The organism is Salmonella sp. SAL04196, assembly GCF_046550835.1.
GTDB classification, from domain to species: Bacteria; Pseudomonadota; Gammaproteobacteria; order Enterobacterales; family Enterobacteriaceae; genus Salmonella; species Salmonella enterica.
In genome coordinates this window covers 1,704,715-1,716,885 of the sequence record NZ_JBGDXE010000001.1, presented here as the reverse complement: position 1 = coordinate 1,716,885, position 12,171 = coordinate 1,704,715, and the positions used below count along the sequence as shown (strand labels likewise).

At 54.0% G+C, this 12,171-nt stretch carries 11 protein-coding genes and 1 other annotated feature; of the genes, 8 read left to right on the top strand and 3 right to left on the bottom strand.

From position 1 onward, the window contains the following. The first annotated feature begins 81 nt into the window (after window positions 1–81). Together acrR and mscK are read left to right on the top strand one after the other, a co-directional pair. Window positions 82–735 (top strand): multidrug efflux transporter transcriptional repressor AcrR, encoded by a 654-nt coding sequence (gene acrR, locus ACLJPE_RS08665; RefSeq protein ID WP_000101756.1) that lies wholly within the window; start codon window positions 82–84, stop codon window positions 733–735. Window positions 736–853: 118 nt separating this feature from the next. Beyond that, the gene (gene mscK, locus ACLJPE_RS08660; RefSeq protein WP_000178238.1) at window positions 854–4,216 is read left to right on the top strand and encodes a mechanosensitive channel MscK; all 3,363 of its coding nucleotides are present in this window, start codon (window positions 854–856) and stop codon (window positions 4,214–4,216) included. A gap of 41 nt (window positions 4,217–4,257) precedes the next feature. On the opposite strand, the gene ACLJPE_RS08655 is transcribed toward mscK, so the two are convergent. From ACLJPE_RS08655 to priC, 3 genes are all read right to left on the bottom strand, one after another. Then, window positions 4,258–5,181: an Rpn family recombination-promoting nuclease/putative transposase gene (locus ACLJPE_RS08655; protein ID WP_023207518.1), complete on the bottom strand. Its 924-nt coding sequence runs from the start codon at window positions 5,179–5,181 to the stop codon at window positions 4,258–4,260. A gap of 69 nt (window positions 5,182–5,250) precedes the next feature. Next, window positions 5,251–5,418: a pleiotropic regulatory protein RsmS gene (gene rsmS / locus ACLJPE_RS08650; RefSeq protein ID WP_000051161.1), complete on the bottom strand. Its 168-nt coding sequence runs from the start codon at window positions 5,416–5,418 to the stop codon at window positions 5,251–5,253. A 13-nt stretch (window positions 5,419–5,431) separates the two neighbouring features. After that, window positions 5,432–5,959: a primosomal replication protein N'' gene (priC, locus tag ACLJPE_RS08645; protein WP_023212900.1), complete on the bottom strand. Its 528-nt coding sequence runs from the start codon at window positions 5,957–5,959 to the stop codon at window positions 5,432–5,434. A gap of 68 nt (window positions 5,960–6,027) precedes the next feature. On the opposite strand from priC, the gene ACLJPE_RS08640 reads away from it, so the two are divergent. From ACLJPE_RS08640 to htpG, 6 genes are all read left to right on the top strand, one after another. After that, window positions 6,028–6,405, top strand: coding sequence for a DUF454 family protein (locus ACLJPE_RS08640; protein ID WP_001189860.1), 378 nt, complete (start codon window positions 6,028–6,030; stop codon window positions 6,403–6,405). A 152-nt stretch (window positions 6,406–6,557) separates the two neighbouring features. Continuing rightward, entirely contained in the window at window positions 6,558–7,109 is a 552-nt protein-coding gene (gene apt / locus ACLJPE_RS08635; RefSeq protein WP_000127350.1) for an adenine phosphoribosyltransferase, read from the top strand. A gap of 113 nt (window positions 7,110–7,222) precedes the next feature. Beyond that, window positions 7,223–9,151: a DNA polymerase III subunit gamma/tau gene (gene dnaX, locus ACLJPE_RS08630; RefSeq protein WP_023212901.1), complete on the top strand. Its 1,929-nt coding sequence runs from the start codon at window positions 7,223–7,225 to the stop codon at window positions 9,149–9,151. Continuing rightward, window positions 8,484–8,548 (top strand) — a sequence feature (DnaX frameshifting element). (Overlaps the previous gene by 65 nt.) Window positions 9,152–9,196: 45 nt before the next feature. After that, the gene (locus tag ACLJPE_RS08625; protein WP_000467098.1) at window positions 9,197–9,526 is read left to right on the top strand and encodes a YbaB/EbfC family nucleoid-associated protein; all 330 of its coding nucleotides are present in this window, start codon (window positions 9,197–9,199) and stop codon (window positions 9,524–9,526) included. Beyond that, on the top strand, window positions 9,526–10,131 hold the full coding sequence (recR, locus tag ACLJPE_RS08620) for a recombination mediator RecR (RefSeq protein ID WP_001195023.1): 606 nt from the start codon (window positions 9,526–9,528) through the stop codon (window positions 10,129–10,131). The genes ACLJPE_RS08625 and recR overlap by 1 nt, the downstream gene beginning before the upstream one ends. A gap of 110 nt (window positions 10,132–10,241) precedes the next feature. After that, complete coding sequence (htpG, locus tag ACLJPE_RS08615) at window positions 10,242–12,116, top strand: molecular chaperone HtpG (protein ID WP_001543201.1); 1,875 nt, start codon at window positions 10,242–10,244, stop codon at window positions 12,114–12,116. The last annotated feature ends 55 nt before the right edge of the window (window positions 12,117–12,171 follow it).

Below are 12,171 nucleotides of genomic sequence, written 5' to 3'. Positions count from 1 at the left end.
GCTGCGTTTATATTATCGTCGTGCTATGGTACATACATCCATAAATGTATGTAAATCTAACGCCTGTAAATTCACCGACATATGGCACGAAAAACCAAACAACAAGCGCTGGAGACACGACAACACATCCTGGATGTGGCCCTGCGTTTGTTCTCGCAGCAAGGCGTATCAGCAACCTCGCTGGCGGAGATTGCGAACGCTGCTGGCGTGACGCGCGGCGCAATCTATTGGCATTTCAAAAATAAGTCGGATTTATTCAGTGAGATCTGGGAGCTATCAGAATCCAATATTGGTGAGCTTGAGATTGAGTATCAGGCAAAATTCCCCGACGATCCACTATCTGTATTAAGAGAAATTTTAGTTCATATTCTTGAAGCTACTGTAACAGAAGAACGACGCCGCTTATTGATGGAGATTATATTCCATAAATGTGAGTTTGTCGGAGAAATGGTTGTGGTTCAACAGGCGCAACGTAGCCTTTGTCTGGAAAGTTACGATCGGATTGAACAAACGTTAAAACATTGTATTAATGCTAAAATGCTGCCTGAAAATCTGCTGACCCGTCGTGCGGCGATACTGATGCGCAGCTTTATTTCAGGGCTCATGGAAAACTGGTTATTTGCTCCGCAATCGTTTGATTTAAAAAAAGAAGCTCGCGCCTACGTCACGATCCTGCTGGAGATGTATCAATTGTGTCCGACGCTGCGCGCGTCGACGGTCACCGGCTCCCCCTGATAATATTCCAGGAAAACTCCTGGACATTTTCTGTGTCGCTATTCTGTTTGTTACAGGCGTGATATTCTTGCGACTCAATTATTTCCGGTCTGCTTGCCGGTTCAGACACTTCATTCTCATGACTATGTTGCAGCTTTATAAACGTTCACAGCATTTTGTTTTTATTACAATTAGCGTCCTTATTATCCTGCTGTCCTGTCAGTCTCTGGCATTTGCCCGGGGGCAAACGAATGGCGACCTGCCGTCAAAAGCGGATGTGCAAAACCAGCTGGATACGCTGAATAAGCAAAAAGATCTCTCCGCCCAGGATAAGCTCGTCCAGCAGGACCTTATTGATACGTTAGCTACGCTGGAGAAAATCGAGCGGGTAAAAGAGGAGACCGTACAGCTACGGCAGAAGGTGGCGCAGGCGCCTGAAAAAATGCGCCAGGCGACGGCTGCGTTGAATGCGCTGAGCGATGTCGATAATGATGATGAAATGCGAAAAACGCTGAGTGCGCTTTCGTTACGTCAGCTTGAGCTGCGTGTGGCGCAGGTACTGGATGATTTGCAAAATTCGCAAAACGATCTTGCCGCTTATAACAGCCAGCTTGTTTCGCTACAGACCCAGCCTGAGCGCGTGCAAAACGCCATGTATACCGCCTCGCAGCAAATACAGCAAATCCGTAACCGTCTGGACGGCAATAACGTCGGGGAAGCCGCGCTTCGCCCCAGCCAACAGGTGTTATTACAGGCAAAACAGGCGCTGCTTAATGCGCAGATCGACCAGCAACGTAAGAGTCTTGAAGGGAATACCGTTTTGCAGGACACCCTGCAAAAACAGCGGGATTACGTGACGGCCAACAGTAATCGCCTTGAACATCAGCTTCAACTTTTACAGGAGGCGGTCAACAGTAAACGACTTACGCTAACGGAAAAAACGGCCCAGGAGGCCATTTCGCCGGACGAAACGGCGCGTATCCAGGCGAACCCACTGGTAAAACAGGAACTGGATATTAACCATCAACTCAGCCAGCGTCTGATTGTCGCGACCGAAAACGGCAATATGTTGATGCAGCAAAACATTAAAGTAAAAAACTGGCTCGATCGCGCGCTGCAGTCGGAAAGAAATATCAAAGAACAGATTGCCGTCTTAAAAGGCAGCCTGTTGCTGTCGCGTATTCTTTATCAACAGCAGCAAACCCTGCCCTCCGCCGACGAACTCGAAGATATGACCAACCGCATTGCGGATTTGCGTCTGGAGCAGTTTGAAATCAACCAGCAGCGTGATGCCTTATTCCAAAGCGATGCCTTTGTCGACAAGCTGGAGGAGGGGCATACCAGCGAGGTGAATGATGAAGTTCATGATGCGTTGCTTCAGGTGGTGGAGATGCGCCGTGAGCTATTGGATCAGCTAAATAAACAGTTGGGTAACCAGCTGATGATGGCGATTAACCTGCAAGTTAACCAGCAGCAGTTGATGAGCGTCTCGAAAAATCTGAAAGCCATTCTGACGCAGCAGATTTTTTGGGTGAACAGTAACCGCCCTATGGACTGGGACTGGCTTAAAGCGTTCCCCCAAACGTTAAAAGAGCAATTCAGCGCCATGAAAATCACGGTGAATTGGCAAAAAGCCTGGCCCGCGGTATTTATTGCTTTTTTGGCCGGGTTGCCGCTCTTGCTCATCGCCGGTTTAATCCGCTGGCGTCTGAAATGGTTAAAAGCGTATCAACAGAAGCTGGCCGCCGCCGTGGGATCGCTGCGTAACGATAGTCAGCTCAATACGCCAAAAGCTATTCTGATCGATCTGATCCGCGCGCTGCCGGTGTGCCTGATTATCCTCGCGCTTGGACTGATCCTGCTGACCATGCAGCTAAATATCAGCGATCTGCTCTGGGCCTTTAGTAAAAAGCTCGCGATGTTCTGGCTGGTCTTTGGACTGTGCTGGAAGGTGCTGGAAAAAGAGGGCGTGGCGATACGCCATTTTGGTATGCCGGCGCAGTTGACCAGCCACTGGCGTCGCCAGATTGTACGCATTAGCCTCGCATTGCTGCCGCTGCACTTTTGGTCTGTGGTGGCGGAGTTGTCGCCGCTGAATCTGATGGATGACGTGCTGGGGCAGGCGGTTATTTTCCTCAATCTGCTGGTCATAACATTGCTGGTGTGGCCACTGTGCCGGGAAAGCTGGCGCGATAAAGAATCTCACGGCATTCGACTGGTGACCGTGACGATTCTTTCCATTATTCCGGTGGCGTTAATGGTATTAACGGCGACCGGCTATTTCTATACCACGCTGCGCCTGGCGGGACGCTGGATTGAAACCGTCTATCTGGTCATTATCTGGAACCTGCTTTATCAAACGGTGCTGCGCGGGTTAAGCGTAGCGGCGCGCCGGATTGCCTGGCGACGCGCGCTGGCTCGTCGTCAGAACCTGGTAAAAGAGGGAGCGGAAGGCGCGGAGCCACAGGAAGAACCCGCCATCGCGTTGGAGCAGATTAACCAGCAAACATTACGTATCACGATGCTGCTAATGCTTGCCCTGTTCGGCGTTATGTTCTGGGCGATTTGGTCCGATTTGATCACCGTATTCAGCTATCTTGATAGCATCACGCTGTGGCACTACAACGGCTCCGAAGCTGGCGCTGCGGTGGTGAAAAGCGTGACGATGGGCAGCTTGCTATTCGCCATTATTGCCGCGATGGTGGCCTGGGCGCTCATCCGCAACTTACCCGGCCTGCTGGAAGTGCTGGTGCTTTCACGCCTGAATATGCGCCAGGGGGCTTCGTATGCGATCACCACGATCCTTAACTACGTCATTATCGCTGTTGGCGCGATGACAGTATTCGGATCGCTCGGCGTCTCGTGGGATAAACTCCAGTGGCTGGCGGCGGCGTTGTCGGTGGGTCTCGGTTTTGGGCTACAGGAGATCTTCGGTAACTTTGTCTCGGGTTTAATCATCCTCTTCGAACGTCCGGTACGCATTGGCGATACGGTAACGATCGGCACCTACTCCGGCACGGTCAGTAAGATTCGTATTCGCGCTACCACTATTACCGATTTTGATCGTAAAGAAGTGATCATTCCGAACAAAGCGTTCGTGACGGAGCGGCTGATTAACTGGTCCCTCTCCGATACCACGACCCGTCTGGTGATCCGGCTTGGCGTGGCTTATGGCTCGGATCTGGAGAAAGTGAAAAGAGTCCTGCTACAGGCGGCGATGGAGCATCCGAAGGTGATGCACGATCCGGAACCTGCCGTATTCTTCACCACCTTTGGCGCCAGCACTCTGGATCATGAACTGCGTTTATACGTGCGTGAATTGCGCGATCGTAGCCATACGGTGGATGAACTGAACCGCGCGATCGATCGACTGTGCCGTGAAAATGATATCAATATCGCCTTTAACCAGCTTGAGGTGCATCTGCATAACGCGAAGGGCGACGAAGTCACTGAAGTGAAGCGCGATCTCAACGGCGGCGATCTGGCGCCTACGGCAAGCTAAAAGGCGGTGGGCTGCGCGCTTTATGAGTGCGCGTGGCGCCGCTAATGAGAAAGCGTAGAAAGCTCTTCCGGCGTAATGCCGGTGACGCTGGCGATGAGCCCGGGTTCCAGCCCGTTGGCAAGCATTTTGCGGGCAATAGCGCGCGCTTCGGCCTCACGGCCTTGTGCTAACCCTTGCTCAAGGCCTTTTTGCAACCCTTCCGTTCGGCCTTTTTCTTCCAGCCATTCCGCTATTGTCATCAGTTGTTCCTTATACTGCGGCGCGCCCTGCGCCAGTTGACGAATCAGCGCCCCGGGTTCTGCGGCGTTTCCTGCTTTCAACATATAGTTGATCAGCACACTGAGCTGTGTGTCCGTCAAATGATCCTGCGTTAAAAGCGTGATAAGGGGGTCGAGCAGTTCGCTTAAATCGCGTTGACGAATATGTTTTTGCAGGAGCTCTAACATCGCTATCCGCCGATGCTGCAAAAGCTGATTATCCGGCATTATCGTCAGGTCGACCAGCGCAAATTCGCAGCTGTATAAGGCCTTCGCCATATCCGGTTTCACAAACATATTATGCCAGTTAAGGCTATAGGGCCACGGGCTTTCCGGACCGTGATAAAAGAGGATTGGTACCACCAGCGGCAAGGTATCATGACCGGCATCCAGATGACGCTGCATGGCGGCAATGGCGTAACGCATCAGGCGAAAAGCCATCAGCCGGTCTGATTTGCTCTGATGTTCAATGAGCGCGTAAACATACCCGGGGCCGTGTTGGGTATGCAGAGAGTAGAGGATATCTGAATAGCGGCTGCGTAAATTGTCTTCAACAAAACTCCCTGACTCCAGCTTCAGTGAATCCAGATCGCAGATTGCAAGAAAGTCTTCTGGCATGTGGAGAGCCAGAAAGTCGCGGGCGACCTCTTTTTGCATCAGCATCTGTCGAAATACCGCATCGTGCGGCGTGGTGGGTAGACGTTCCATGACCCGTCCCTTGTTGCCTGACTGTAGCGACCACTCTGTCAGCGACAACGAGGACAAACCAGAGGGCAATTACTCTGTTTGCGAGTCGTCTTCCGTACTTTTTAACTTGTTTTCATAATCACGCATAACTATTTCCAGCGCGCGTAGCACCGTTCGTGCCGGTAAGCGATTCTCTTCAAGCAGCACAATTAAATCCACGGCCAGTTTGACTTCATCAGGGGCATTTTCAAGCGACATACTTTCTCCAGGATTAACGGGTTAAACGCGCCAGTACGTTTTCTATTTTCTCCAGCGCATGTCGGCAGCGCGCCAGCCGTCCTTCATAGATCTCGACTTCCTTTTGCAGCGTTTGTTGTTCGACAAGGCTGGTCGCCTGCGCCAGACGAATTTTGCGCTCCTGTGTCATCGCCAGTAGTCGACGTTCAAACTCCTGATGCTGTATTCGTCTGCGCTGCCAACGGCCAAGCCCTGGCGCTGCGGTGTCCCACTGGCGCAGCGACCAGGCGGCGGTTTCACGCGATATCGCCTCCAGTTGCGAAGCCAGATGTTCCGCCAGCCAGGCGACTTGCGGCAGTTGCTCATGTTTTACCGCCTGACGCAACGCGGCGAGATTGGCGTCAGCCTCTTCCAGATATCCCTGCAACAGAGTACTGCGGGTACGGAAAAGATGTCGGTCAAAGCGCGCGCTTAACGTCGCATGTTGCGCCAGCGGCGCGCAGCGTTGGCGTAGCGTCGCCAGCCTCTCTTTCAGCGTCTGTAACAGCATAGCGGTTTTCAATTCAACACCCCGATGAAAATAAGACAGGCTGTGCTACAGTAGCCTTCTGTTTGATAACGATTCGCATTATGCAACGTACTATTTTAATCATCATTGGCTGGCTGGCGGTAGTATTAGGGACATTGGGCGTGGTTTTGCCCCTGTTGCCGACAACGCCGTTCATTTTACTGGCGGCCTGGTGTTTCGCCCGCTCGTCGCCGCGTTTCCATGCCTGGTTGTTATACCGCTCATGGTTTGGCGGTTATCTGCGCCACTGGCAGCGCTATCGGGCCATGCCGCCGGGAGCGAAACCGCGAGCGATCGCGTTGATATTGCTGACCTTTGGTATCTCGCTGTGGCTGGTGAATATGATGTGGGTGCGGGTGCTGCTGTTGGTTATTTTGGCCTGCCTGCTGATTTTTATGTGGCGGATACCGGTGATTGATGAAAAGCAACAAAAGCGCTGAAGCACACGAATCGCTGTTGCAATTGTCGTTCACAGCCAGTAAATTCGACCGTTTTCGAGCACAGGCGCAGGCGGTCAAAGAGTAACCGAGCGTTACCCCTGACTGAAAAGTATTGCGCCGTGAGTAACACCGTACTTAGCAGGCATATATCCATGACCGCGACTGCACAGCAGCTTGAGTTTCTCAAAAACAGCATCAAAAGCATTCAGGATTACCCGAAACCGGGCATTCTTTTCCGTGATGTCACCAGCTTACTGGAAGACCCGAAAGCCTACGCGCTCAGTATTGAACTGTTGGTTGAGCGTTATAAAAATGCGGGTATCACCAAAGTGGTCGGCACCGAAGCGCGTGGCTTCCTGTTTGGCGCGCCGGTTGCGCTTGGGCTGGGCGTTGGTTTTGTTCCGGTACGTAAACCGCGCAAATTACCGCGTGAAACTATTGCCGAGACCTATGAATTAGAGTACGGCACCGATCAGCTGGAAATCCATGTCGACGCGATTAAACCTGGCGACAACGTGCTGGTCGTGGATGATCTGCTGGCGACTGGCGGCACCATTGAGGCGACCGTGAAGCTGATCCGTCGTCTGGGCGGGAAAGTCACCGATGCGGCGTTCATCATCAATTTGTTCGATCTGGGCGGCGAGCAGCGTCTGGAAAAGCAGGGGATTACCTGTTATAGCCTGGTGCCGTTTCCAGGGCATTGATTCAGGCTATCCGCACTGCTATTTTAGCCAGAGAGACAACCTCGCTGTATCGGCGAGGTTGTGTTAGCATTACCCTTCTATGAATCCACCTTCCAGCGTTTCAGAGCCTGCCAATGAGTTATCAGGTCTTAGCCAGAAAATGGCGCCCACAAACCTTTGCTGACGTCGTCGGCCAGGAACATGTGCTGACCGCACTGGCGAACGGCTTGTCGTTAGGGCGCATTCATCACGCATATCTTTTTTCCGGCACGCGCGGCGTCGGTAAAACCTCTATCGCCCGGCTGCTGGCGAAGGGGCTGAACTGCGAAACCGGTATTACCGCGACGCCGTGCGGCGTTTGTGATAACTGTCGGGAAATTGAGCAGGGGCGTTTTGTCGATCTCATTGAGATTGACGCCGCATCGCGTACCAAAGTCGAAGACACCCGCGACCTGCTGGATAACGTCCAGTACGCGCCTGCGCGCGGTCGCTTTAAAGTCTATCTGATCGATGAAGTCCACATGCTGTCGCGCCACAGCTTTAATGCGCTACTTAAAACGCTTGAAGAGCCGCCAGCGCATGTGAAATTTTTACTGGCGACCACCGATCCGCAGAAGCTGCCGGTGACCATTTTGTCGCGCTGCCTACAGTTTCATCTCAAAGCTCTGGATGTTGAACAGATTCGCCATCAGCTTGAGCATATTCTCAATGAGGAACATATCGCTCACGAACCCCGCGCGTTGCAGTTGTTATCACGTGCGGCTGACGGCAGCCTGCGCGATGCATTAAGTCTGACTGACCAGGCGATCGCCAGCGGCGACGGGCAGGTTTCGACGCAGGCGGTAAGCGCCATGCTCGGTACGCTGGACGACGACCAGGCTTTGTCATTAGTCGAGGCAGTGGTTGACGCTAACGGCGAACGCGTCATGTCGCTTATCAACGAGGCGGCGGCGCGCGGTATTGAATGGGAAGCGCTGCTGGTCGAAATGCTTAGCCTGCTGCACCGTATTGCGATGGTGCAACTTTCGCCTGCCGCGTTAGGCAGCGATATGGCGGCTATCGAGCAACGGATGCGCGAACTTGCCCGGACGGTGCCTCCCGGCGATCTTCAGCTCTACTATCAGACGTTGTTGATTGGTCGCAAAGAATTGCCCTGGGCGCCGGACCGGCGGATGGGCGTTGAAATGACGTTACTGCGTGCGCTGGCGTTTCACCCGCGTATGCCCTTGCCGGAGCCTGAAACGCCGCGGCAGTCTTTTGCGCCCGTGGCCCCAACGGCGGTAATGACGCCGCCACAGGTGCAGCAGCAGTCGGCGCCCGCGCCGCAGACATCGCCAGCGCCGCTGCCGGCGTCTACCAGTCAGGTGCTGGCGGCGCGCAATCAGCTACAGCGCGCGCAGGGAGTAACCAAAACAAAAAAGAGTGAACCGGCAGCCGCATCCCGCGCGCGGCCGGTGAATAACTCTGCGCTGGAGCGGCTGGCCTCGGTTTCGGAGCGCGTACAGGCGCGCCCGGTGCCGTCTGCGCTGGAAACGGCGCCAGTAAAGAAAGAGGCTTATCGCTGGAAGGCCACCACGCCGGTAGTACAAACCAAAGAAGTGGTGGCTACGCCAAAAGCGCTTAAGAAAGCTCTGGAGCATGAAAAAACGCCGGAGCTGGCGGCTAAACTGGCGGCGGAAGCGATTGAGCGCGATCCGTGGGCGGCGCAGGTAAGCCAGCTTTCTTTGCCTAAGCTGGTGGAGCAGGTGGCGCTTAATGCCTGGAAGGAGCAGAACGGCAACGCGGTTTGTCTGCATCTGCGCTCGACGCAGCGGCACCTCAATTCCAGCGGCGCGCAGCAAAAGCTGGCGCAAGCGCTCAGCGATCTGACGGGAACGACGGTTGAACTGACCATCGTTGAAGATGATAATCCCGCGGTGCGTACGCCGCTGGAATGGCGTCAGGCTATTTATGAAGAGAAACTCGCGCAAGCGCGTGAGTCAATTATCGCGGATAATAACATTCAGACGCTGCGTCGATTCTTCGACGCCGAGCTGGATGAAGAGAGTATCCGCCCCATTTGATCGTAAGCCTGGCTTGCGATTGTGAACCATCAAGAGAGAGAGCTTATGTTTGGAAAAGGCGGTCTGGGCAATCTGATGAAACAGGCCCAGCAGATGCAGGAAAAAATGCAGAAAATGCAGGAAGAGATTGCGCAGCTGGAAGTGACCGGCGAATCCGGCGCGGGTCTGGTGAAGGTTACCATCAACGGCGCGCATAACTGCCGCCGCGTGGAAATAGACCCAAGCCTGCTGGAAGATGACAAAGAGATGCTGGAAGATCTGGTCGCTGCGGCCTTCAACGATGCGGCGCGCCGCATTGAAGAGACGCAAAAAGAGAAGATGGCCTCCGTCTCTTCCGGTATGCAACTGCCGCCAGGCTTTAAGATGCCATTCTGATGCAAACCAGTCCGCTGTTAACTCAGCTTATGGAAGCGTTGCGCTGCCTTCCGGGCGTCGGCCCTAAGTCGGCGCAGCGGATGGCGTTTACCCTGTTGCAGCGCGATCGCAGCGGCGGAATGCGCCTGGCGCAGGCGCTGACCCGGGCGATGTCGGAAATCGGCCACTGCGCCGACTGCCGCACCTTTACCGAGCAGGATGTTTGTAATATCTGTTCGAACCCGCGGCGTCAGGAAAACGGCCAGATTTGCGTGGTGGAGAGTCCTGCGGATATCTACGCCATTGAGCAGACCGGGCAATTTTCCGGGCGGTATTTCGTGCTGATGGGCCACCTGTCGCCGCTGGACGGCATCGGGCCGGATGATATCGGTCTCGATCGTCTGGAACAGCGGCTGGCGTCAGAAAAAATCAGCGAGCTGATCCTCGCGACCAACCCGACGGTTGAAGGGGAGGCTACCGCGAACTATATTGCCGAGCTGTGCGCGGAGGCCGGCGTCGAAGCCAGTCGTATCGCCCACGGCGTGCCGGTTGGCGGCGAACTGGAGATGGTCGACGGTACGACGCTGTCCCACTCGCTGGCGGGACGCCATAAGATTATTTTCTGAACAAACGGAGGCGGCATTCGCGGCCTCCGCTTGAAATCACACCCGCTTGTCCCCATCTCACCCTCAACGTATTTTTACCATTAAAAATGGCATTGTTGAGGTCTATCCACATGAAAGGACAAGAAACGCGTGGTTTTCAGTCAGAAGTTAAACAGCTTCTGCACCTGATGATCCATTCTCTTTATTCCAATAAAGAAATCTTCCTGCGTGAACTCATCTCTAACGCCTCAGATGCGGCGGACAAGCTGCGTTTCCGCGCTCTGTCAAACCCGGACCTGTATGAAGGAGATGGCGAGCTGCGTGTGCGCGTCTCTTTCGATAAAGATAAGCGTACGTTGACCATTGCCGATAACGGCGTGGGGATGAATCGTGATGAGGTGATTGACCACTTAGGCACCATTGCCAAGTCCGGCACCAAATCTTTCCTCGAATCAATGGGGTCCGATCAGGCGAAAGATAGCCAGCTCATCGGTCAGTTTGGCGTAGGCTTCTATTCCGCGTTTATTGTGGCCGATAAAGTGACCGTACGTACTCGTGCGGCAGGCGACAAGCCGGAAAATGGCGTGTTCTGGGAATCGGCAGGCGAAGGCGAATACACCGTTGCCGATATCACCAAAAATGACCGTGGTACGGAAATCACCTTACACCTGCGTGAAGGCGAAGATGAATTCCTCGATGACTGGCGCGTACGCTCGATTATCAGTAAATATTCCGATCACATCGCATTGCCGGTAGAGATTGAAAAACGGGAAGAAAAAGACGGCGAAACCGTGATTTCCTGGGAGAAAATCAACAAGGCCCAGGCGCTGTGGACCCGTAACAAGTCGGAAATTAAAGACGACGAGTACAACGAGTTTTACAAGCACATCGCGCATGATTTCACCGATCCGCTGACCTGGAGCCACAACCGCGTGGAAGGTAAGCAGGAGTACACTAGCCTGCTGTATATCCCGTCGCAGGCGCCGTGGGATCTGTGGAACCGCGATCACAAACATGGTCTGAAGCTTTACGTACAGCGCGTGTTCATTATGGACGATGCCGAGCAGTTCATGCCGAACTATCTGCGCTTCGTGCGCGGCCTGATTGATTCTAACGACCTGCCGTTGAACGTCTCCCGTGAAATCCTGCAGGACAGCACGGTAACGCGTAATCTGCGCAGCGCCCTGACCAAACGCGTTCTGCAAATGCTGGAAAAACTGGCGAAAGACGACGCGGAAAAATATCAAACCTTCTGGAAACAGTTCGGTCTGGTGCTGAAAGAAGGCCCGGCGGAAGATCACGCCAACCAGGAAGCGATCGCCAAACTGTTGCGCTTTGCCTCCACCTATACCGACTCTTCCGCCCAGACCGTGTCGCTGGAAGATTACGTCTCCCGGATGAAAGAAGGGCAGGAAAAAATCTACTACATCACCGCAGACAGCTATGCGGCGGCGAAAAACAGCCCGCACCTGGAACTGCTGCGTAAGAAAGGCATCGAAGTGCTGCTGCTCTCCGATCGCATCGACGAGTGGATGATGAACTACCTGACCGAGTTTGACGGTAAAGCATTCCAGTCGGTCGCTAAAGCCGATGAGTCCATCGAAAAACTGGCGGATGAAGTCGACGAAAACGCGAAAGAAGCGGAAAAGGCGCTTGAGCCGTTCGTGGAGCGTGTCAAAACCCTGCTGGGCGATCGCGTGAAAGAGGTGCGTCTGACGCATCGTTTAACCGACACGCCGGCGATTGTCACCACCGATGCGGATGAAATGAGCACCCAGATGGCGAAACTGTTCGCCGCGGCCGGTCAGTCCGTGCCGGAAGTGAAATACATCTTTGAGCTCAACCCGGATCATGTGCTGGTCAAACGCACTGCCGATACCGAGGATGAAGCGCAGTTTAAAGAGTGGGTCGAGCTGCTGCTGGATCAGGCGCTGTTCGCTGAACGCGGTACGCTGGAAGATCCGAACCAGTTTATCCGCCGTATGAACCAGTTGCTGGTGTCCTGATAACGCTCATCTGATTGCCGGATAGCGACGCGAAGCATCTTATCCGGCCTACGGA

Bases quoted from the DNA above. Each gene is read 5' to 3' on its own strand.
- acrR (WP_000101756.1), top strand. From the start codon at position 82: ATGGCACGAAAAACCAAACAACAAGCGCTGGAGACACGACAACACATC.
- mscK (WP_000178238.1), top strand. From the start codon at position 854: ATGACTATGTTGCAGCTTTATAAACGTTCACAGCATTTTGTTTTTATT.
- rsmS (WP_000051161.1), bottom strand. From the start codon at position 5,418: ATGTCGCTTGAAAATGCCCCTGATGAAGTCAAACTGGCCGTGGATTTA.
- dnaX (WP_023212901.1), top strand. From the start codon at position 7,223: ATGAGTTATCAGGTCTTAGCCAGAAAATGGCGCCCACAAACCTTTGCT.
- recR (WP_001195023.1), top strand. From the start codon at position 9,526: ATGCAAACCAGTCCGCTGTTAACTCAGCTTATGGAAGCGTTGCGCTGC.
- ACLJPE_RS08640 (WP_001189860.1), top strand. From the start codon at position 6,028: ATGCAACGTACTATTTTAATCATCATTGGCTGGCTGGCGGTAGTATTA.
- htpG (WP_001543201.1), top strand. From the start codon at position 10,242: ATGAAAGGACAAGAAACGCGTGGTTTTCAGTCAGAAGTTAAACAGCTT.
- ACLJPE_RS08625 (WP_000467098.1), top strand. From the start codon at position 9,197: ATGTTTGGAAAAGGCGGTCTGGGCAATCTGATGAAACAGGCCCAGCAG.
- ACLJPE_RS08655 (WP_023207518.1), bottom strand. From the start codon at position 5,181: ATGGAACGTCTACCCACCACGCCGCACGATGCGGTATTTCGACAGATG.
- apt (WP_000127350.1), top strand. From the start codon at position 6,558: ATGACCGCGACTGCACAGCAGCTTGAGTTTCTCAAAAACAGCATCAAA.